At 62.6% G+C, this 19,977-nt stretch carries 18 protein-coding genes; 8 read left to right on the top strand and 10 right to left on the bottom strand.

The features are described 5' to 3' along the window. Window positions 1-19: 19 nt before the first annotated feature. From L0U83_RS21510 to L0U83_RS21500, 3 genes are all read right to left on the bottom strand, one after another. Window positions 20-715: a Crp/Fnr family transcriptional regulator gene (locus tag L0U83_RS21510; protein WP_233886094.1), complete on the bottom strand. Its 696-nt coding sequence runs from the start codon at window positions 713-715 to the stop codon at window positions 20-22. Between the two features lie 137 nt (window positions 716-852). After that, on the bottom strand, window positions 853-1,659 hold the full coding sequence (locus tag L0U83_RS21505; RefSeq protein WP_233886093.1) for an acetoacetate decarboxylase family protein: 807 nt from the start codon (window positions 1,657-1,659) through the stop codon (window positions 853-855). A 63-nt stretch (window positions 1,660-1,722) separates the two neighbouring features. Next, window positions 1,723-2,145 carry a tautomerase family protein gene (locus L0U83_RS21500; RefSeq protein ID WP_233886092.1) on the bottom strand — a complete coding sequence of 141 codons (423 nt, stop codon included), beginning with the start codon at window positions 2,143-2,145 and terminating at the stop codon, window positions 1,723-1,725. 272 nt (window positions 2,146-2,417) lie between these two features. Between L0U83_RS21500 and L0U83_RS21495 the strand changes: the two genes are divergently transcribed. The 6 genes from L0U83_RS21495 to L0U83_RS21470 all read left to right on the top strand — a co-directional run bounded on the left by L0U83_RS21495 (window position 2,418) and on the right by L0U83_RS21470 (window position 8,996). After that, entirely contained in the window at window positions 2,418-4,064 is a 1,647-nt protein-coding gene (locus L0U83_RS21495) for a fatty acid--CoA ligase (protein ID WP_233886091.1), read from the top strand. 41 nt (window positions 4,065-4,105) lie between these two features. Next, window positions 4,106-4,570 carry a MaoC family dehydratase gene (locus L0U83_RS21490; RefSeq protein ID WP_233886090.1) on the top strand — a complete coding sequence of 155 codons (465 nt, stop codon included), beginning with the start codon at window positions 4,106-4,108 and terminating at the stop codon, window positions 4,568-4,570. A 57-nt stretch (window positions 4,571-4,627) separates the two neighbouring features. After that, window positions 4,628-6,334 carry an alpha/beta fold hydrolase gene (locus tag L0U83_RS21485; protein ID WP_373321075.1) on the top strand — a complete coding sequence of 569 codons (1,707 nt, stop codon included), beginning with the start codon at window positions 4,628-4,630 and terminating at the stop codon, window positions 6,332-6,334. Between the two features lie 54 nt (window positions 6,335-6,388). Next, on the top strand, window positions 6,389-6,811 hold the full coding sequence (locus L0U83_RS21480; protein WP_233886089.1) for a phasin family protein: 423 nt from the start codon (window positions 6,389-6,391) through the stop codon (window positions 6,809-6,811). 59 nt (window positions 6,812-6,870) lie between these two features. Continuing rightward, window positions 6,871-7,713: a poly(3-hydroxyalkanoate) depolymerase gene (gene phaZ / locus L0U83_RS21475; RefSeq protein WP_233886088.1), complete on the top strand. Its 843-nt coding sequence runs from the start codon at window positions 6,871-6,873 to the stop codon at window positions 7,711-7,713. Window positions 7,714-7,796: 83 nt separating this feature from the next. Next, window positions 7,797-8,996, top strand: a complete 1,200-nt coding sequence (locus L0U83_RS21470) for a DUF445 domain-containing protein (RefSeq protein WP_267939475.1) — start codon at window positions 7,797-7,799, stop codon at window positions 8,994-8,996. 11 nt (window positions 8,997-9,007) lie between these two features. On the opposite strand, the gene L0U83_RS21465 is transcribed toward L0U83_RS21470, so the two are convergent. The 3 genes from L0U83_RS21465 to L0U83_RS21455 all read right to left on the bottom strand — a co-directional run bounded on the left by L0U83_RS21465 (window position 9,008) and on the right by L0U83_RS21455 (window position 14,996). Next, window positions 9,008-11,731 carry a winged helix-turn-helix domain-containing protein gene (locus L0U83_RS21465; RefSeq protein WP_233886086.1) on the bottom strand — a complete coding sequence of 908 codons (2,724 nt, stop codon included), beginning with the start codon at window positions 11,729-11,731 and terminating at the stop codon, window positions 9,008-9,010. 222 nt (window positions 11,732-11,953) lie between these two features. Further along, window positions 11,954-13,393, bottom strand: coding sequence for a coniferyl aldehyde dehydrogenase (locus tag L0U83_RS21460; protein ID WP_233886085.1), 1,440 nt, complete (start codon window positions 13,391-13,393; stop codon window positions 11,954-11,956). A 58-nt stretch (window positions 13,394-13,451) separates the two neighbouring features. Beyond that, window positions 13,452-14,996: an acetolactate synthase large subunit gene (locus L0U83_RS21455; RefSeq protein ID WP_233886084.1), complete on the bottom strand. Its 1,545-nt coding sequence runs from the start codon at window positions 14,994-14,996 to the stop codon at window positions 13,452-13,454. A 146-nt stretch (window positions 14,997-15,142) separates the two neighbouring features. On the opposite strand from L0U83_RS21455, the gene L0U83_RS21450 reads away from it, so the two are divergent. Together L0U83_RS21450 and L0U83_RS21445 are read left to right on the top strand one after the other, a co-directional pair. Then, entirely contained in the window at window positions 15,143-16,135 is a 993-nt protein-coding gene (locus L0U83_RS21450; protein ID WP_233886083.1) for a LysR family transcriptional regulator, read from the top strand. 96 nt (window positions 16,136-16,231) lie between these two features. Further along, window positions 16,232-16,456 (top strand): hypothetical protein, encoded by a 225-nt coding sequence (locus L0U83_RS21445; RefSeq protein WP_233886082.1) that lies wholly within the window; start codon window positions 16,232-16,234, stop codon window positions 16,454-16,456. Window positions 16,457-16,539: 83 nt separating this feature from the next. On the opposite strand, the gene L0U83_RS21440 is transcribed toward L0U83_RS21445, so the two are convergent. From L0U83_RS21440 to L0U83_RS21425, 4 genes are all read right to left on the bottom strand, one after another. Then, on the bottom strand, window positions 16,540-16,902 hold the full coding sequence (locus L0U83_RS21440) for a copper resistance protein CopC (RefSeq protein ID WP_233886081.1): 363 nt from the start codon (window positions 16,900-16,902) through the stop codon (window positions 16,540-16,542). Between the two features lie 28 nt (window positions 16,903-16,930). After that, entirely contained in the window at window positions 16,931-17,848 is a 918-nt protein-coding gene (locus L0U83_RS21435; RefSeq protein WP_233886080.1) for a hypothetical protein, read from the bottom strand. A gap of 106 nt (window positions 17,849-17,954) precedes the next feature. After that, window positions 17,955-18,344, bottom strand: coding sequence for a DUF2946 domain-containing protein (locus tag L0U83_RS21430; protein WP_308445056.1), 390 nt, complete (start codon window positions 18,342-18,344; stop codon window positions 17,955-17,957). 138 nt (window positions 18,345-18,482) lie between these two features. Continuing rightward, entirely contained in the window at window positions 18,483-19,976 is a 1,494-nt protein-coding gene (locus L0U83_RS21425) for an aldehyde dehydrogenase family protein (RefSeq protein WP_233886078.1), read from the bottom strand. Between the last annotated feature and the right edge of the window lies 1 nt (window position 19,977).

Raw genomic sequence — 19,977 nt, 5'->3', positions numbered from 1 at the left:
CGGGCGCTCGTGGGCGAAATCATTGGTAATCCTGAAAGGATGAGAGGATGTCTTTCGACAAGATTTCGATTCGGCCATACCGGAGCGTGATCGCGCCTTTTTCCGCCATCGCCTTGAGTTCAAGCGAAAGCGTCTGGCGCGTGATGCCCAGCATCATCGCGAGCGTGTCCTGCGAGAGGCTCACGTCCTGGCGGCACTGTGGCGCAAGCGTCACATCGCCGGAAGCGAGTGAGAGCAGGCGGCGGGCAATGCGCGCGCGCGTGGAGTGCAGCGTGGCGTCTTCGACCATCCGATAAAGCCAGTTGATATGAAGCGACTGCAACTCCGCAATCGCGCGCACGAACGCGTGGCTATGCTGCATCAGTTCCTCGAAGGCCGCCGCCTTCACGACAAGGAGGGTCGAGCGCTCAAGTGCAATGACGTCGCGCGCGCGTGGCTGCCGGCTCGTCAGCGAGGTCTGCCCGAACCAGTTGCCCGGTTCGATCACGGCGAGGATCGCTTCCTTGCCGTCTTCGCGAACCGTAGAGGCCTTGAGTCGGCCGCTCTTGACGCCATAAAACGCGCACGGTGCGTCACCGCGATGGAAAAGATATTCGCCCGTGCCCAGCGTCATCAGTTCACTGCTGCGGATCAGCGCTTCCTGTTCTTCGGCAGGTAACGCGCTAAACCATTGGTTTGTCCGCATTTCATCGGACGTGTCGGTCATGAGGGCCATGTGAAGCAGTCAATATGCAGATCAATGTTCGAGCGCGGCGCAGGCCGCATAAATTCACCGCATATTATCCGTTGAAAAATGGCATGTCCTCCCACAAACGGGGGAGGCACGCCGTGGCCCTCATTGTTTTGGTGCACTTACTTCGTGTTGTCGCTCAGCGTTTTCAGGTCCGTCACGCTATACGCCATGGAACCCCGGAAGCCGGCGCCCACGCGCACGGGCTGGAGATCCGAAATCTCCTCGCCTTCCGCGATCGGCAACGAGAGCTTGCCTTCACCCGTCCAGACGCCGGCGATCTGCGCGTTGTCCATGACAGACAGCACGAGTTCGTTCACGGCCGGCGTTTCATGCTGGCCCGCGGCGAGGCGCGGGAAATAGCGCAGATTCACGACCGGGCGGCCCGCGATGCTGAGTTTGGAAACGTCTTCGACGGCCTTCTCCAGCTTGACCTCGGCGCGGGCAAGACGCTGTCCGGCGGCGCTAGCCGTCGCGGCGAAGCGCGTACCGGCTGCAACGGGCGCCGCGGCGGGACTCAGCGCCGCGAACGAACGCGTTTGATGCACCTGGCCATAGCGCTTCGGGAAGCCTTGAATCAGTCCGCGCATCATCGCGGAGTCGTTGTCCACGAAGATGTACGGGCAATACGAAACCGGCTTGCCGTCGTGCAGCGCGTCCACGAGGATAAAAAATTCGCGGTACTGATAGCGCGCCGGGTCGAGCATCTCGTCGTTGCCGCCGGTGAATTGCCAGTCGATGAAGAGAGCCGTGGCGTGCCCCGGCGACGCTGGATCGGCAGTAAGGCCCTTAGGGAGCACGGCGGCCACCGCCGCGGGATCCGCCCAGAATTCGACGAGGATGAAATCGCCGGAATAGTGCCACGGCGGCGGCGGCGCGATGCTCGAAAGTCCACGGGGCGAAAGGGGAACAGCGTACGGCTTGGTCATGACGACTCCAGTTTGATTGGGTTCACGGCTACAGAATGGCTTTCAGGTGGCTTCACGCCGTCATTAGCTGGCGGCGGAAGCAGCGGGCGAACTGGCAGCGGGAATGGCGGCGTTGCGGCCCGCAAGCCCATTACCGGGCGACCAGTTCTCGCTGGCCACTTCGATGATGTTGATGAAGACATCGGCGGGATCGACGCCCAGCGTGGCTTGCAGTTTGCTAACGAGGTGTTCGTAGAAGCGCTTCTTGTCATCGGCGCTGCGTCCTGCGGTCAGCGTGATCTGAACCAGCAGCAGTTCCGGGCTGCGCTTGAACGGGAACGTCGTGTTCGCGAGGAAGTTGGCGTCTTCGTGCTCGGTGATCGTCATGAAGAAGGCTTCCGGGTGAACGCCGAGCGCCTCATGCAGCGACTCGTGAATCCCCTTCAGGACTGCGGTGCGAAATTGCGCGGTCCTTCCGGCGCGCATTGAGACATGTGTCATTGGCATGGAAAGCTCCGTTTGGCTATTGCTGCGCCAAATCTTAGGCGTGCGTTCGATCTCCTCCAACAATCACAGCGAATTGCTGTGATGAGATTTTCAAATCATCAAATCGCGCCTTATCGCGCCATCTCGGGGTTTTCGCTGCGCTCCCCCATCCGGGGGATATTGCCGGCATCCCTTTGCCGGGATCATTGCTTCAACGGAACGTCGCCCAACCACAACGAGAAACAAGGCACCGGCGTTCGTGTGATCCATGTTCAGGAACCAAGGAGATATCGATGTCGGACGACGTGAAGACGGCTCACGCCAGCAATGCCTACGCTTATCCGTTGCTGATCAAGCGATTGCTGCATACGCCCTTCTCTCAGGCACAGGAGCAGGAGATCGTCTTTCGCGGCCAGGTGCGGATGAGCTATGCGACCCTTCGTGAGCGCATTGCGCGCCTTGCCAACGGTCTCGCCCAGCTCGGCGTGGAATACGGCAGCACCGTCGCGGTGATGGATTGGGACAGCCATCGTTACCTCGAGAGCTATTTCGCAGTCCCGATGATGGGTGCGGTGCTGCAAACCGTGAACGTGCGTCTGTCTCCCGCGGAAATCGCCTATACGATCAACCACGCTGGCGCCGAAGTCCTGTTCGTTCACTCCGATTTCATTCCAGTGGTCGAGTCCATCAAGGACCAGCTCGAAACCGTCCGCACGTTTGTGTGGATCGACGAGCCGGGCAGCGAAGCGCCCGCCCACGCCATTGCGTTCTCGAACGAGTACGAGGCGATGCTGGCCGCAAGCAGCACGAGCTACGATTTCCCGGAGTTCGACGAGAACACGCGCGCAACGACGTTCTATACGACCGGCACGACAGGTTTGCCGAAGGGCGTCTACTTCACGCACCGGCAACTGGTGTTGCACACCATCTCGCTCATGGCGGCGCTCGCCGCGCCGGTTTCCGGGCAACGCTTTCATCGCGGCGATGTGTATATGCCGCTCACCCCGATGTTCCATGTCCACGCATGGGGCATGCCTTATATCGCCACGGCGCTCGGCGTGAAGCAGGTCTACCCGGGCCGCTACGTGCCGGAACGGCTGGCGAGGCTAATCGAGGACGAGGGCGTGACCTTCTCGCACTGCGTGAGCACGATCCTGCACATGCTGCTCATGTGCCCCGAGGCGAAAGCGACGGACTTCAGCAAGTGGAAAGTGATCATTGGCGGCAGCGCGTTGCCGCAGGGCCTGGCCGCCTCGGCATTGGCACGCGGCATCGACGTGTTCGCCGGTTACGGGATGTCCGAGACCTGTCCTGTACTGAGTCTCGCTCAGCTTCCGCCGGGCGCCGAAAAGCTGGATGCCGACGAGCAAATTCGCCTGCGATGCAAAACCGGCTTTCCGGTTCCGCTCGTTGATCTTCGCGTGGTGGACGACGAGATGGCCGATCTCGCGCATGACGGGAAATCCACGGGCGAAATCGTCGCGCGTGCGCCGTGGCTCACGCAAGGCTATCTGAAGAATCCCGAGGCGAGCGAGCAGCTTTGGGCGGGCGGCTATCTGCATACGCAGGACATCGCCAATATCGACCCGACTGGCAACGTGCAGATTACCGATCGCCTCAAGGACGTCATCAAGTCGGGCGGCGAATGGGTTTCGTCGCTGGAAATCGAAAACCTGATTTCGCAGTACGAGGGCGTGTCTGAAGTGGCCGTTATCGGCATCAAGGATGAGAAGTGGGGAGAACGGCCCGTCGCGCTGGTGGTGCTCAAGGAGGGCGTGGCGGTCACGGAGGAAGACATCAAGCAGCACGTGCTGTCGTTCAGCACATCGGGGCGGATCTCGAAGTATGCGGTGCCGCAGACCGTAAAGTTCGTCGAAGCGCTGGCGAGAACGAGCGTCGGCAAGGTCAACAAGAAAGCGCTGCGCGAGCAGATCGCCTGAATGGTCGGGCCGGGTTTGGACAATAGCCAGGAGTGGAAGCGATGAGTCTGGAAAATTACCGCGTCGAGACGCTCGGCGACTTTGTGGGCCGCGAGCTGGGCGTATCGGACTGGGTCGTGGTCGATCAGGAACGTATCGACGCGTTCGCCGAGTGCACCGGCGACCGGCAGTGGATACATGTGGATGTGGAGCGTGCGAAGCGCGAGAGCCCGTTCGGCGGAACCATCGCTCACGGTTACTTGACGTTGTCGCTGCTGGCGAGCCTCGCGATGGAAATCGGCATCGTCCCCAAGGATGCTTCGGCGGGATTGAACTACGGGCTCGACAAGGTGCGTTTCATGACACCCGTTAAGGCCGGAGCACGCGTGCGCAACCGCGTCACGCTCGAGTCGGCGGAGAGCAAGGGAGGAGGCCGCGTGCTCGTCAAGACGATGAACACGCTGGAGATCGAGGGCGAGGACAAGCCCGCATTGGTCGCACAAACACTCGCGATGCTGATTGCGTGATACCCGTGGCTTCGCGAATGGCGAACGAGACGAAAAGAGACTATTGAGGAGTCGAAAATGGCGGTAACCCCTGAAATGCCCCAGCAAAGCGACAACGCGAAAGCGTTGGCCGCTTCGGTCGAGCAAGCCCTGCCGGGCCCCAATCCGTTCGTCGGGCTGCGTCCCTGCGATGTTTTCGCGGCCGTGCAGCAGATCGGCGCGCAGGCAATGCGACAACCCGCACTGGTGATGGAGCAGGAAATGGCGCTGGCGCGCGAGATGTTCGGCATCGTTTCGGGCAGTGCAAAGACCGCACCGCCTCAAGGCGACAAGCGCTTTGCGGACACGGCGTGGCAGGACAACCCGATGTATCGCATGACGCTGCAAGGCTATCTCGCGTGGCGCGACTCGCTTGCTGGTTTCGTGGAGCGCTCGGGTCTCGATGCAAACAGCCGCGAGCGCGCGAAGTTCGTGGTCTCGCTCATCACCGATGCGGCCTCGCCGACCAACACGCTGCTGGGCAACCCGGCTGCGCTCAAGAAGGTGGTCGATTCGGGCGGAATCAGCTTGCTGGACGGCTTCAACAATGCCGTGACGGACATGCTCAAGAATCAGGGCATGCCGGCGCAGGTGAACAAGACGGCATTCGAAGTGGGCAAGAACCTCGGCACTTCAAAAGGTTCGGTGGTATTTCGCAATGAATTGCTGGAACTGATTCAATACACGCCCACGACGCAACAGGTCTACAGCCGGCCGCAACTCATCGTGCCTCCGCAGATCAACAAGTTCTATATCTTCGATCTGTCCGAAGGCAAGAGCATCGTCAACTATCTGCTCGACAACGAACTGCAGGTGTTCGTGGTCAGCTGGCGCAACCCGACTGCGGCGCAAAGCCATTGGGATCTCGATACGTACGTGACTGCGCTGATCGAGGCGATTACTGCCGTGCGTGAGATCACCGGTAGCGAGGATATCAACCTGCACGGCGCGTGCTCCGGCGCCATGACGATCTCGGCTTTGCTCGGCCACCTGGCGAGCCGCGGTGAGAAAACAGTCAATGCCACCACGCTAATGGTTGCCGTGCTCGACAATACGGCCGATTCCCAGCTGGGCCTCTTCGCGACGCCTGAGGCGGTGGCGGCCGCCAAGCAGCACAGTATTTCGCGCGGTGTGCTGGCCGGCGAAGAAATGGGCCGCGTGTTCGCGTGGATGCGCCCCAACGATCTGGTCTGGAATTACTGGGTCAACAACTATCTGTTGGGTAACGCGCCGCCGGCGTTCGACATCCTATACTGGAACAACGACACGACCCGCTTGCCGGCGAAATTTCACGGCGAACTGCTCGACATCTTCACCGGCAATCTTTTCAGCAAGCCCGGCGCGCTGACGGTGTTGGGCACGCCCATCGACTTGTCCCAGGTGAGTTGTGACAAGTACGTGGTGGCTGGCATGACGGACCACATCACGCCGTGGAAGGGCGTGTATAACACCGCGCGGCGCTTTGGCGGCGAGACCCGTTTTGTGCTGAGTTCGAGCGGGCATATTCAGAGCCTGATCAATCCGCCGGGCAATCCGAAGGCGAAGTATTTTCTCAACCCTTCGTTGCCCGCCAGTTCCGATGCGTGGCTGGACAACGCACAGGCCGAGAAGGATTCGTGGTGGAACAACTGGCGTGACTGGCTCGTCGCCCGGTCCGGCGAGAAGCGCGCCGCTCCGGCAGCGACCGGCAGCAAGAAGCATCCGGTTAAGGTAAGCGCGCCCGGAACGTATGTTCTGCAAGACTAACGATTTTCAATCCGTTAATTAAGCGCTTTTTCAATTCAATCAGGAGATTCAAACATGGCAACGATCAACCCCAACAGCATTTTTGCTGAATATACGAAGCTCATCTCGCAGTTCAAGATGCCGGGCGTGGATGTGAGCGCATTCCTCGAATCCCGTCGCAAGGACGTCGAGGCGCTCACCGAGGCCAACATGACCGCCCTTGCCGGCGTGCAGCAACTCGGTCAAAAGCAGGTGGAAATCCTCCGCTCGAAGATGACCGAACTGCAATCGCTTATGACGCGTCTGTCGACGCCCGGAAGCGAAGGCGTCGCAAACGCGGGCGAGGGCATGAAGGACGCACTCCAAAAAGCTTTCATCGACATGCAGGAACTCGCGGATGCGGCGTATCGCGCCCAGACCGACAGCATCGCGGTCGTCACGAAGCGCTTGGCTGAACATGTGGAGGAGATCAAGGCGCTGATGCAGCCAAAGAAGTGATGTAGCGAGCCGCCACGATCCACAACGATAATGAATTGCCGAGCCAGGGGAAAAACCGGATGACCGATACACGAACGAGCCCAGAGACTGTCGATGCCATGCAAATTCAGATGATCGATCTGGATGGTCAGTTGTTGCGTGTCGGCGTGCGTCGCGGTCGCGACGCTTGCCCGCCGCTGCTGTTGTTCAATGGCATTGGCGCCAATCTCGAACTGGTTGAACCCTTCGTCGAGGCGCTCGAAGACATCACCGTGATCGTTTTCGACGTCCCGGGCGTTGGCGGCTCGCCCGCTCCCCTGATCCCGTACCGGTTCTCGACGCTTGCTGTCTTATCCGACAAGCTGCTCACGCGGCTGGGCTATGCCGGTCCCGTCGATGTGCTGGGCGTGTCGTGGGGCGGGGCGCTCGCGCAGCAGTTCGCGCATCTGTACCCAAGGCGGTGCCGGCGGCTGATACTCGCGGCGACGTCGCCGGGGGTGATCATGGTGCCCGCGCGGCTTTCGGTGCTGTCGAAGCTCGTGGGGCCGCGGCGCTATACGGACCCGGCTTACCTGAAGCAAGTCGGCGCCGAGATATACGGAGGCGCCTACCGGCGCGATGCCTCGCTGCTCGAAGAGCACAGCCGTCATATCCAGGCGCCGCGCGGCCGCGGTTATCTGTATCAGCTGCTGGCTGCATCAGGATGGACGAGCTTGCCGTGGCTCGGCGCGCTGCGCCAAAAAACACTGGTGATGCATGGCAACGACGACCCGATCGTGCCTCTCACCAATGCGAAGATTCTTGCCGCGCGCATTCGCGACGCGACGCTCCATGTGATCGACGACGGTCACCTGTTTCTGATTACGCGCGCCAGCGAAATCGCTCCGATGGTCAAGGCGTTTCTCGAGCAGGAGGCGAGTTGAGTTCGGCGACCGACGATAACGAGCGGATTCAGGATGGGAAGGCGCGTGCGGTCGTGGATGTCAAAGTGGCTCGGCTCAGGCGCATGCGCGCAGTGGCCACCTGTTTGCTCGTGGCGATGATCGCCTTGCTCGCGGTGAGTGTTGCATGGCAGGCGAGCAATCCGTGGCTTGCGTGGGTGCGCGCGTTTGCCGAAGCGGGCACCGTGGGCGCGGTCGCAGACTGGTACGCGGTGGTCGCGTTGTTCCGCAATCCTCTCGGCATCGCCATGCCGCATACGGCCATCATTCCCAGGAACCAGGCGCGCATTGCGGAAAGCCTGGGAAGCTTCGTTGAGCAGAACTTCCTGACCACGGAAATCGTGGTGGGCCGGTTGAGCGAATACAACGCGGCGCGAGCGTTGGCCATGTGGCTAGCCGAAAAGGAAAACAGCTCGACGATCGCCGATGTCGTGGTCGAGTCGCTCCCGCGCTTGCTGGAGCGTATCGATGAGTCGGACGTCGAAGATCTGTTCGATCGCCTGCTTCTGCCGCAATTGCGCACACTCGATGTATCTCGCGTTGCGGGAGAGATCCTGGGTGTCCTGACTGAAGGCAATCGCCATCAACCGCTGCTGGATCGCGGGCTGGGCGCCGTCGAACACTGGCTGACGGCCAACGTCGGCCTGATCAAGGCGAAATTCAGCGAGGCATCGCGGTTTACGCCTGCGCCGCTCGACACCTATATCGTCAACAAATTTGTCGAAGGAGTTGTCGCGCTGGTCCACGAAGTAGCGGCGAATCCCGATCACGAACTCCGCCGTCAATTCGATTCGGCGGTGGCGGAGTTGTCGCGCGACCTGCAAACGGCGGCTCAATACCGCAGGTTCGGCAGACTCCTGCTGCGCGACTGCATCCGTCACTTCAAGGCGGGTGATTATTATCGCCTCCTGCTCGACCGCGTTCGCGCGCGTGTTGCCGACGATGCAGCGCGCGAGCAGTCGGTCGCGCGCGACATGATCGCCGGCGCGTTGACCTCGTTTGGCAAGACCTTGGTCAGCGCCAGCGCGATACAGAACAAACTCAATGCCTGGTGGCTGGAGATCGCGCGGATGCTGGTGTTGCGCTATCGGCACCAGCTTTCTGGTTTGATCACCGACGTCGTGAAGGGATGGGATGCGCAAGAGGTCAGTGGCAAGTTCGAAGCGGAAATTGGCCGTGATTTGCAGTTCATCCGCATCAACGGTACGTTCGTTGGTGGGCTCGTGGGGGTGCTGATACACGCGTGCGTATTCGCCGCGATGTGACGGGACGACGCTTAGCTATGCTTGACAAGTCCAAGCGCCTGCGCCCGCGAAACAGCCTGAGCCCGCTTGTCCACCGCGAGCTTCGCGAAGATATTCTTCAGGTGCGATTTGACGGTTTCGGGCGTGATGCCCAACGAGCGCGCGATTTCCTTATTGGATTGCCCCTGCGCGATCAACTCGACGATATTGCGCTCCCGCGAGCTTAGCGGCTCGCGCTCGCCCTCGCGGCGCGGTTTGCTCTGCGGTTCATACATCGCGCGCCACCCGTCGCTTAAACGGTCGAGCCATGCCGTCACGTCCGGAGTGCGCGCTGCGTTGCGCATGCGTTCATGCGCCATGCGCAGGAGCGGCCCGACCGCGGCCCCCTGATCGAGGATGGATTGGTAAATGCCAGCAGGCGCGGCACTATCTGCGATTTCGTGAAAAGTCTCGAGCGCGCGGTGATGTTCTCCCGCGCTCAGCCAGGCCATGGCGAGCAGGGTTCGAAGACGCAGCGCCAGATAGTTACCCTGCATGCGTTCACAACGCGCGAGCGCCATGCGCAGGGGTTCGACGGCTTCGGATACCTGGTGTCGTTGCAGTGCGAGGCAGGCCGCACCCAGGTCGCGGTAGTTCTCGATTTCGGGTGAGACAGGCGAAGCGGACGGCTCGCGCGGCGCGGCGAGTTCGCGAAGGTCCGCCACGCACGCAGCCGCTTCAGGAACACGGCTTTCGGCGAGATAGAGCCGCGTGCGCTCGACCAGCGCTGCGGCGAGCAGCCGGTTCCAGGCGCGCGCCTGGCCGAGTATTTGCGCCTGATCGAGCAGCACATGCGCGCCCGCATAGTCTTCGCGCGCTACGGCAATGCGAACCAGAATGCGGTAGGCGATCAGCACACTATCGAGCAGAACGGCACGGTCGATGACCGGCATGAGTTCGAGAAGCAGTGCTTCGGCTTCATCGATGCGGCCTTGCTCATAGCGGATCTGCGCGATCATGGGCGCGCACAACGCTGCCGATATGGAGTGGGGTCCCGCGTAGCGTTCGGCGAGTTGCATCGCTTCATTGAAGCGGCGCTCTGCAATCGAAACGTGCAGCTGCTGCAGTTCCACGTGACCGAGCAGGCACAGGCGATAGACCGACGAAAAGACGCTGCGCTGGTCCTCCTCCAATGAATCGGGAATCCATGGCGTGGCGTAAAGCGCGTCGAGATTGCCGGTTTTCCAATAACTGAAGCGCGCGACATTGGAAACCGCATTGGTCGTCCACGCGTCCGTTGACGGGCGGCTCAGGTATTGACGCGCGAGTTCCAGCGCCCGGTGCGGATCATCCTGCAAGGCCGCGAGGGCCGAGCGAATGGCGAGACAGTCCCATTGAATGGTGTCGGCCGACTGGATTTGCGCGTCGCGTTCGATCGAATCGAGCATCGCACTGACTTCGCCGAAGCGCATCGCGAGCGCCATGCCCCACGCGGTCGCAATGGTGACCGCGGTCTGTGCGCGCATGAGATCGGCCGGAAACTGGCGTTGCCAGCCGACCAGCGTGAGCAGATCCCCGGCTTTTAAAAGCGCCTTCGCGCAGCGCTCCATCATGACTATGGCTTCGTCAGTGGCGCCAGCGGCAATCGCGTGCTTTATGGCATCGGTCCAATGCTGCTGTTCGGCGTGCCACTGCCAGGCGCGGCGGTGCAAGCCGGTGATTTCGCCAGGGTGGCTGGCTTCCAGACGCCGCTGCAGATAGTCGGCCATCAGCCGGTGATAGCGAAACCAGCGTCCTTCGAGGTCGATCGGCTCCAGCAGCAGTTGACGCGCAACGATGTCATCGAGCATGGCCTGGCTCGACTCGATGCCCGTCACCGCTTCGCACAAAGGTGCGCTCAGCCGCTCGAGGATCGCGGTTCGCAGCATGAATGCCTGCGTTGCAGGCGGCAGATGCTGAAGCAGGTCTTCAAGGTAGTCGGACACCGGCTTCGACGCGCCGCCCGGTACGCCCGGCTGCCAGCCCTGCGGGCGGTCCTGCCGCGCCAACGCCGATGCCGAAATGCGTAGGGCGGCAGCCCATCCTTCGGTTGCGGTATAGAGCGACTTCAGATCGCCGAAGCCTAGCTTGCCGGGGCACTCGTGCTCGACGAAGCGGCGCGCCTCATCGAAATTGAATCGCAGTGCCGACGCATCGATCTCGCAGAGACTGTTGCCGGCGCGCAGCTTCGCCAGCGGCAAGGGCGGGTCGGTGCGTGTGCAGATCACCACGTGCACATTCGAAGGCATATTCGTGATGAATAGCGACATCGCTTCGTGAATGGCCGCTGCGTTGATCAGGTGATAGTCGTCGATGAAGACGTGTAGTTCATCGTCGACTTCGGCAAGTTCGTTGATGAGCGTTGCAACAAGCGAATTTGCCGGGACGAACGACGCCTCGGCGCTCAGGCCGATGGCGGATGTGCCAACCGTGCTGCACGCGCGCTGCAAGGCATGTGCAAGGTGATGAAAGTAACGGGCTGGCTCGTCGTCGTCGGCGTCGAGGGAGAGCCATGCCACCAGCGCGCCGTGCGCACGCAGCGCGTCGAGCCAGGTGAGCGCGAGAGACGTCTTGCCGAATCCGGCAGGCGCCTTGATGACGGTGATGCGCCGTATCTCCACCTGCGCGCTTAAAGCCTTCAGGCGTGGTCGATCGATTAAACCTGCGGGCAAGCGGGGCGCAATGACCTTCGTGGTCAGCAGGAGAGGTGGCCTCGCCACGGTCGTCGCTTCGGTCACGGCTGAACGGCTCAGAGGAGGGCCCATGAGGGATTGGCGTATTGCCAACCAGAACATTCAATCCATCATACGACAACTGCGGCGGGGGGCGACGGGTAATGCGGAGTCGGTATGCGGGCGTGATTGATGCGATGCATCATCGCGCATCGAATGGCTGCTGCGTGCCATTGAGTCAGAGCGCGCGCTGGCCGCGTTTCATGCGCGGCCAGCACTGCCGATGCGTCAGGCGCCGATCATCCCGTTGACTACGCTTTCCGTAGCCGCCAGATAAGGCGCGCGCATCAGGAGATTCGACTCGCCGCCGGCGCTTTGAACGACAACGGGTTTCGCATGGCTAAACGTACGGTATCCATATTCGCCGTGGTAGTGGCCCATGCCAGATGCCCCGACGCCCCCAAATGGCAGCGAGTCGAAAAACACGTGGGTCATCGCATCATTGACGACGAGCGCCCCCGAGGTGGTTCGGCTTGCAACCTCGTGTTGCTCCAGTGCGTCATTGGCGAAATGATAAAGCGCGAGCGGCCTCGGACGCGCATTGATATACGCGAGCGCTTCATCGAGCGTCTCGTAGGTCACCACGGGCAGAACGGGGCCGAAGATTTCCTCCTGCATCGCTCGCATCGTGTCGTTGGCATTCCGAATGATCGTCGGCGCCATCTTGCGCACAGCCGGATCGGAGAGATCTTCGCTGGCGGGTCCAAGATTCACCACGTTGGCGCCTTTCTGACGCGCGTCCTCGACGAGCGCCAGTTGCCGCTCGAATCCGCGCACGTTGATCATCGCGGTGTAGTCGGGGTTCTCGCGCATGGTCGGGTACATCTGCGCAACCGCCGCTTTTGCATGCTGCACGAAGGCTTCGGCGCGCTCCGCTGGAATCAGCACATAGTCCGGCGAGAGGCAAATCTGACCAGCATTGAAGGTCTTCACCGTGAGCACGCGCTGGGCCGCGAGGGCGAGATCGGCGTCGTTACTCACGAGGACCGGCGACTTGCCGCCGAGTTCGAGCGTCACAGGCACCAGATTGTCCGATGCCGCTCGCATCACATGGTGCGCGACCTGCGTGCTGCCCGTGAACACGAGATGATCGAAAGGCTGCGCGCTGAACGCCGCGCCCGTTTGCGCGCCGCCGAGCACGGTGGTGAGTTCGTCGCTGTCGAAATAGCGGGCAATCAGTTCGGCCAGCAATTCCGATGTTTGCGGCGTCAGCTCCGATGGCTTGAGGATGGCCCGGTTGCCCGCCGCAAACGCGCCGCCAAGCGGCCCGAACGCCAGCACGACGGGAAAATTCCACGGGCTGATGATCCCCACGACACCCAGCGGCTGATACTCGACGCGCGCCTTGACGCCCGGAAACGGCTCGGCCGTCGCGGGCTGCGCCATCCACGCTTCGAGATGTTCGCGATTGAAGCGCAGGCCTTCGATCGAGGCGAGGATATCGGCGAGCAGCGTCTGCTGTTTGCCGCGGCAGCTATAGTCGGCGTTGATCGCCTCGACGAGCGCATCCTTGTTCGAACGCAGCAGATCGATCGCGCGATCGATACGGTCGCGGCGAAGGGCCAGCGAGGGCGGGCCCTCCTTGAGTTGAGCCTGCTTCATGGCATCGAGTTGCGCGCGGATTTGCGCGGCCGTTGCTTCGGCGGGTAGCCGGAATTGCTTTGACATCCTTAACCTCATCAATAATTGAATCGCTCGTTGAGCCCTTTCGACGCAAACGGTCCGCTCAAATCACGGCTTCGATCAGCATCGGGCCGCGGCGCTTCATTGCGCCGGCGAACGCGGCGTCGAAATCCGTCTGCGACTCGACGCGTACGGCTTCCACGCCCATGCCGCGTGCCAGTGCAACCCAATCGAGCGACGGGTCCTGGAGATCGAACATGGAAGCGGCGTGCGCGCCGTCGGTCCGGGCGCCTACACGCTTGAGTTCGTTCGCGAGGATCTTGTAGCCGCGGTTCGCGTAGATGACCGTCACGATGTCGAGCTTTTCCCGCGCTTGCGTCCAGAGTGACTGAAGCGTGTACATGGCGCTGCCATCGCCCTGAAGGTTGACGACCTTGCGGTCCGGGCACGCCACGCTCGCGCCGATCGAAACGGGCATCAGGCAGCCGATGGCGCCGCCGGTGAGCGTCAGCAGATCGTGGGGAGCGGCGGTTTCGAGCAGGCCCGAGTAAGCCATCGCGAGCGACGATTCTTCGGTGATGATGGCGCTATCGGGCAGATGTTTCGCGACGCTGCGCATGATCGACTCGCCATCGAGCGCACCGTTGGGCGAAAAGTCGACCGCCGCGCGGGCGTTGATTCGGGCGATGGCATGCTGGGCGTCCAGCGCCTCGACCAGTGCTTCGAGCGCGGCCGTGCCGTCTTCGTGCGGATGCGACAGCACGGCGATGCGGCAACCCTCAGGCGTGAGCCAACTCGGCTTGTCCGGGTAGGCGAAGAAACTCACTGGCGGCTGCGCACCAACCAGCACGATCAACTCCGTGCCGGCGAGGAACTCGACGACCTGTTCGGCGAAATAGGGCAGGCGCTCGACCACCACTCGTCCGGCACCGCGCGCCACGCGCGGCGCGAACGTGTCGCACAGTAGGCGTGCGCCCGTTTTCGCGGCGATCTTTCCGGCGGCACGAAGGCCGCGCTCCTGCAATGCCTGACCGCGGAGCAGGAAGGCGGTCCGCACGCCGCTTTGGGCGAGTGCCGCAATCTGCTCGATGGTGTCCTCGCTCACGAGCGCGGGCGCCTGCACGGGCAGTGGCGCCGCCGCGCCGTCTGCTTGCGACCAGGCCGTATCGGCGGGCAGGATCAGCGTTGCGATCTGGCCGCCTTCGGCCATGGAGGCCTGCACGGCGCGCGCGGCGTCCGCACCCACCGTCAACGCGCTGCTCGACGAGTGGATCCAGCTTGAAACCGGGCGCGCGAAGCCCTTGATATCGGAAGTGAGCGGCGCTTCGTAGCGCGCATGCGTCGAAGCATGATCGCCGACGATGTTGACGATGGGGCTCGACGCGCGGCGGGCGTTGTGCAGATTGGCGAGTCCGTTGGCGAGGCCCGGGCCGAGATGCAGCAGCGTGGCGGCCGGCTTGCCGGCCATGCGGCCGTAACCGTCGGCGGCGCCGGTGACAACACCCTCGAAAAGGCCGAGTATCGGTCGTATGCCTTCGACCGAATCGAGTGCCGCCACGAAATGCATCTCCGACGTGCCGGGGTTCCCGAAACACACGTCCACACCACTTGCGACCAGCGAACGCAACAGACTTTCAGCGCCATTCATTTTGGATCACCTCAGTAACAAACCAGTAAGAAGCTTTGCCCCTTCGGTTGCCTTGGGGCCCAAACGTCGTGCATCGACGTACGCACTGATCCTAACTATCAAGCTGTCGTGCAAAAATACAGTCTGATCTGAAAATTTATTACGTCATGCGCAAGAATCTCGACTACGGATTGCTGCACGCGATGACCGCCTTTGTGCGGGTGGTGGATGCCGGGAGTTTCACCGCGGCTTCGGAGCATATGGAGCTGACGACTGCGCAGGTCTCGCGGCTCGTATCGGAGCTTGAGAATCGTTTGCAAACGAAGTTGCTGCAGCGAACGACGCGGCGCATGTCGGTCACGAGCGCGGGCGAGCGCTACGCCAACCAGTGCCGCACGATCCTCGACCTGGTGACGGAAGCCGAAGGGGAGGCGAGCGGCGCGCGCATGGAGCCGGCCGGGAGGCTGCGGGTGCTGTGCATGGCGAGCTTCGGCGATCGCTATGTGGTGCCGCTCGTGACGAAATATTGCACGCAGTACCCGGCGGTGAGCGTGGAGTACAGCGCTTCGCAGTACATACCGAATCTGCTGGCCGAAGGCGTGGACGTGAGCGTGTATCTCACGCGCAGCCTGCCGGATTCGAGTCTGGTTGCGCAGCGGCTGGGTGAGGTCCACGGCGTGCTATGCGCGACGCCCGGCTACCTCAAGCGGCATGGCGCGCCCAGGACCGTTGCGGATCTCAAGGGGCATGCCTGCCTGCGTCTCGTGAATCCGTCGACCACGCCGCATTGGGAGCTGACCGATGGAAAGACGACCCATTCGATGCAGCCCGAGGGCCCGCTGGTCGCGGACAAGCCCGAAGCAATTGTGCAGGCGGCGTGTAGCGGGCTGGGCATTGCACTGCTGCCGGGCTTCGCGGCGGTGGATCGGATACGCAGTGGAGAACTCGTGCACGTTCTGCCTCAGTGGCGCTCTCCAGATGTAGGCGTGTATGTGCTGATGCCTTCGAGGAAGTTTCTCGAAGCCAAGACTCGCGCGTGGGTCGAATTGCTGAAAGCGGAATTGCCGCCCGCGCTCGAGCGCGATGTGATTGAAATCACTGGGAAAGGGGTAGCCAGACAGCGGCGTGCGCGCGCTGCGACTTCGACGCGCTCACCTTGAATCTGGCCGACGTTCGAATGGCCCCCGTTTATTTCGCCACCACTTCTGCGCCATTCCCTCTAAAATTCCATGATCCTGCTGTACCGGAGCACCACCATGGAACGAAAGAAAGCTGAACACATCCTGCTCGAAGCCGACGAGATCGCCGGTCTGGTTCTCAACGGCTTCGACATGACGATGGAAACCGACGCCGGGCGCGCGCTCTACGATTGCGCATTTACCGCCTATATTCATAACGAAATCGGCGACTCGCCCGTTGGCGAACTGTACGATGCCTTGAACGGTTCGCCCGAAGCCTTTACTGCAACCACGCCGCAGTAAACCGGCGAGCCGCCAAACCATCACGAACGGGCCATGCTGCAATCTCGCACGAGGTCGCATGGCCTCATTTCATCTTTACGCGTTCACTTCACGTCGAACGAGTAATGTCCGGTCGTGCGATGGCCATCGGCCGCAACCGCGACCCAAACCACCGAATACTTCCCAGGCGTCAACGCGTTCAGCGCGACCGACATGCGCTTGCTGTTGTTCGCATCGACCTTGGCTTTCTCGCGGATAACGGAGTTGCCCTGTGCGTCCGTCACGTCGATGGAACTGAACGCGGGCTCGAGCCCATCGTCGAAGTCGATCACGACTGCGCTCAGCGTGGCCGGCGCGGTCGATCCCGCGGGCGGTTCCTGATGCTTCGGATAAGCGTGCGCCCACGCGAGGTGTGCGGCCAGCAGCGCGGCCGTGGCGACAGCCGTGCGCAATGTAGCGAGTTTCATGGCGGTATTCCTGTGTGAATGTGCGGACTTACTGGAAAAGCGGCTTGCCGATCGTGCGCGGCGCGACATCGTCGAAGAAGATGTGCACCTGCGCGAGGATGCCGACGTGCGAGCCGCTCGCCCGGTTGATCGGTATCTGCGCTTCGATGCCGAGCTGGCCGTAGCGGTTCATCCAGATGAAGCCGGGGTTGACGGTCCCGGTCGTTTGTCCCTGGCTGCGCGAGAGAGGCACTTCGACGATTGGGATGAGGTTGGAAAACGGCTGCGGCAAGCCGAGGTCGTGTACGTGCTGTTGCAGGTAGGGCAGGCTGTACTGGAACGTGAAGCCGTAGTCGAACGAATTCGGCTGGCCCCCGCCGGTCGTGAACGACGGCCCCGCTTCGCCGGTGATGGCGACGGGCCGCAGCCACGCGAGCGAGTCGGGCAGGTCACCCATGCCCTTGCCGGCGAAGATCGTGGGCGAAATCGTCGAGAAGTTGGCGGCGATCGCGCGGCTGCCCGTGCCGCCGAGTTCGGCGTTCACACCCACCGACGTCATGAATTCATGCGCGTCGTTCACGTAGAGCAGGTACTTCAGGCCCACGCCGAAGTTGTCGAAGCCGCGCGCGGTCGGGTTGTTCTGCATGACGTAGGCGCCGTCCATGGAGAAGGCGAGCCGCGGCGTGATGAGCTTGTCGTACTCGAAGCTGAAGGTGTTGATGCTTTGGTCGCCGGCGTCGCCCGGCACGCGCTGATGTCCGAATTCGAGGTTGGCTTCGTCGCCTACGCCGGGGTCGTCGACGGAAAGCGTGGAGGGAAATACGCGGTCGCCCGCGATGGCGTGCGCATGGGCCGCGCACGGTCCGAGCAGCAACGCGCAGCCGATCACGCGGCTGATCGGTTTGAACGCGCGAATGAGCGCAAGCACGCGCAGCGCCTTGCGGCTGAACGGCGATTGATCAGACATGAGTTGTCCTGTCGAGGAGCTATGCACGCGCGCGAGTCACAGCGGCGCGCGGGCAGGCCCGGCGACACGGTGGGCGTATCGTCCGGGGTTGGCATGGTCGATTGGGTCAGGACAGGGGTGGGGCGCGTGCCTGGATGTGGCTCGCGGGCGCGGCGAGGCGAACGCTTTCGAACTGCGCCTCGATGCGCGCCTGCACGAGTTGGCCGACGACAAAGAGTGCGACAGGTACGCCGGACACGACGGGCAGGTGCGCGAAGAAGCTGCAATAGCCGCAGTCTTGCATGTCGCCCGGCGTTGCGTGCGTGAGCGCCGCGCCACTCGCGCCGTGAACGTGGCGCTCCATCGACGGCATGCCGCAGGGCGCGCGTTCCACCGTGCCTGACGCCATCTGCATGGCCTGGGCGGCAAGCAGGTGCGAAACCACAGGCGCGAGCGTCGCCATGAGGAGCGCAAGCGTCCCCAGTAGACTGCCCAGCCTGAGATGGAGTCGGCGCACGGCGAAGAGAGTGAGGTGGCGGAAATATTGCGTGGATTATGCCACGCGAGACGCCACTCCCGTCGCGCTGTCTGCCGTCACAGCGTGGCGGCCCTCGCACATTTCGTGCGAGGCCGTGATGAAGGCTATATAGAACGATCAGGCGCGCAGGCCGACCGTGTGCCGCAATTCCTGGTAGCTGCGCAAACCCGCGACGCCCAGCTCGCGCCCAATGCCGCTCAGGCCGAAGCCGCCCCAGCACACCTGCGGAAAGATCAGTTGCGGAGTGTTGACCCAGACGAGCCCTGCGCGAAGCTGTGCCTTGTAGCGTCGCGCGGCCTTTTCGTCGCCCGTCACGACCGTGGCGACTAGTCCGTAGCGCGTATCGTTGGCGAGGGCAATTGCTTCGTCATCCGAACGGAATGATTTCACGCAGGCGACCGGGCCGAAGATCTCGTCGGTCCACAGCACGTTGTCCGCCGCGGGTTCCGCAATGACGACCGGCGCCATGAAGAAGCCGTCGGCGCACGCGGGATCGAGCTGGCCCGCGAACGCGATCTGTGCGCCCGCTTCGACGCCTGCCTCCACGAGCGCTGCCACGCGCGCGTGTTGCGCGGCGCTGATGAGCGGCCCCATCGCCGCATCCGCACCCTCGGCACCCTGCGGCGGCGTGACGACAACGGCACGCACCGCAGTCTCGAAGGCCGCCATGAACTTGCGATACACATTGTCGTGCACGAGTATGCGCGCCGTTGCCGAGCACATCTGCCCTGCGTTGGCAAACGCGCCACCCACCGCGAGCGAGACGGCTTGCACCACGTCGGCGTCTTCGCGCACGATCAGCGCGGACTTGCCGCCCAGTTCGAGCGTGAGGCGCTTCATGTCCTGCGCGGCGGCCTGCATGACCTTGCGGCCCGAGGCCGTGCTGCCGGTGAACGAAATCTTGTCGACGAGCGGATGCGTCGTCAGCCATGCGCCGACTTCGCCGCCGCCATTGACCACGTTCACGACCCCATCGGGCACGCCCGCTTCGCTGACGATCGCGGCGAGCATATGCTCGGTGGGCGAGGTGAGTTCCGAAGGCTTGATGACGACGGTGCAGCCCGCGGCCAGCGCCGGCGCGAGTTTCCATGCGGTCGTGACCATCGGAAAATTCCACGGCACGATCAGCGCCGCGACGCCGACCGGTTCGTGCATGCGTTCAGCCAATAGCGCATCGTCCGGCAGCGCGACGGCTTCGGCAGCGAATACCGACGCGTCTTCGCACAGGCCCCCGTAGTAGTTGAATGTCGCGATGGCGTCGCTCACGTCGAGGTCCGCTTCGAACGGCGGCTTGCCGCTCACCTGCATCTGCATGGCGCAGAGGCGTGCGCGGTCGGCGTCCAGCAGTTCGGCTATCTTGCGCAGCAGCTTGCCGCGCGCGGCGGGCGTCGTGTGGCGCCAGGCAATGAGCGCATCGTGCGCGGCGTGCACGGCGCGATCGACCATCTCGGCCGTCGCGTGCTCCTGCCAGCCGATTGTTTCGCCCGTGGCCGCGTTGCAGATGCGCGAGCACACTTCGCTGTCCACCGCGCAGAAGGTTGCGCCCGCAATGATTGCGGCGGGCAGCACAAACGCCTCGCCGTCTATCTGCCGTTCGATATTCGTACCCATG

The organism is Paraburkholderia flagellata (genome assembly GCF_021390645.1).
GTDB lineage: Bacteria > Pseudomonadota > Gammaproteobacteria > Burkholderiales > Burkholderiaceae > Paraburkholderia > Paraburkholderia flagellata.
The sequence above is the reverse complement of the archived record's forward strand: the minus strand, read 5'-3'. Positions and strand labels throughout refer to the sequence as shown.

What these genes read in the sequence shown, in the direction of transcription:
- L0U83_RS21510 (WP_233886094.1), bottom strand. Translation starts at nt 715, where the DNA reads ATGGCCCTCATGACCGACACGTCCGATGAAATGCGGACAAACCAATGG.
- L0U83_RS21505 (WP_233886093.1), bottom strand. Translation starts at nt 1,659, where the DNA reads ATGACCAAGCCGTACGCTGTTCCCCTTTCGCCCCGTGGACTTTCGAGC.
- L0U83_RS21500 (WP_233886092.1), bottom strand. Translation starts at nt 2,145, where the DNA reads ATGCCAATGACACATGTCTCAATGCGCGCCGGAAGGACCGCGCAATTT.
- L0U83_RS21495 (WP_233886091.1), top strand. Translation starts at nt 2,418, where the DNA reads ATGTCGGACGACGTGAAGACGGCTCACGCCAGCAATGCCTACGCTTAT.
- L0U83_RS21490 (WP_233886090.1), top strand. Translation starts at nt 4,106, where the DNA reads ATGAGTCTGGAAAATTACCGCGTCGAGACGCTCGGCGACTTTGTGGGC.
- L0U83_RS21485 (WP_373321075.1), top strand. Translation starts at nt 4,628, where the DNA reads ATGGCGGTAACCCCTGAAATGCCCCAGCAAAGCGACAACGCGAAAGCG.
- L0U83_RS21480 (WP_233886089.1), top strand. Translation starts at nt 6,389, where the DNA reads ATGGCAACGATCAACCCCAACAGCATTTTTGCTGAATATACGAAGCTC.
- phaZ (WP_233886088.1), top strand. Translation starts at nt 6,871, where the DNA reads ATGACCGATACACGAACGAGCCCAGAGACTGTCGATGCCATGCAAATT.
- L0U83_RS21470 (WP_267939475.1), top strand. Translation starts at nt 7,797, where the DNA reads ATGCGCGCAGTGGCCACCTGTTTGCTCGTGGCGATGATCGCCTTGCTC.
- L0U83_RS21460 (WP_233886085.1), bottom strand. Translation starts at nt 13,393, where the DNA reads ATGTCAAAGCAATTCCGGCTACCCGCCGAAGCAACGGCCGCGCAAATC.
- L0U83_RS21455 (WP_233886084.1), bottom strand. Translation starts at nt 14,996, where the DNA reads ATGAATGGCGCTGAAAGTCTGTTGCGTTCGCTGGTCGCAAGTGGTGTG.
- L0U83_RS21450 (WP_233886083.1), top strand. Translation starts at nt 15,143, where the DNA reads ATGCGCAAGAATCTCGACTACGGATTGCTGCACGCGATGACCGCCTTT.
- L0U83_RS21445 (WP_233886082.1), top strand. Translation starts at nt 16,232, where the DNA reads ATGGAACGAAAGAAAGCTGAACACATCCTGCTCGAAGCCGACGAGATC.
- L0U83_RS21440 (WP_233886081.1), bottom strand. Translation starts at nt 16,902, where the DNA reads ATGAAACTCGCTACATTGCGCACGGCTGTCGCCACGGCCGCGCTGCTG.
- L0U83_RS21435 (WP_233886080.1), bottom strand. Translation starts at nt 17,848, where the DNA reads ATGTCTGATCAATCGCCGTTCAGCCGCAAGGCGCTGCGCGTGCTTGCG.
- L0U83_RS21425 (WP_233886078.1), bottom strand. Translation starts at nt 19,976, where the DNA reads ATGGGTACGAATATCGAACGGCAGATAGACGGCGAGGCGTTTGTGCTG.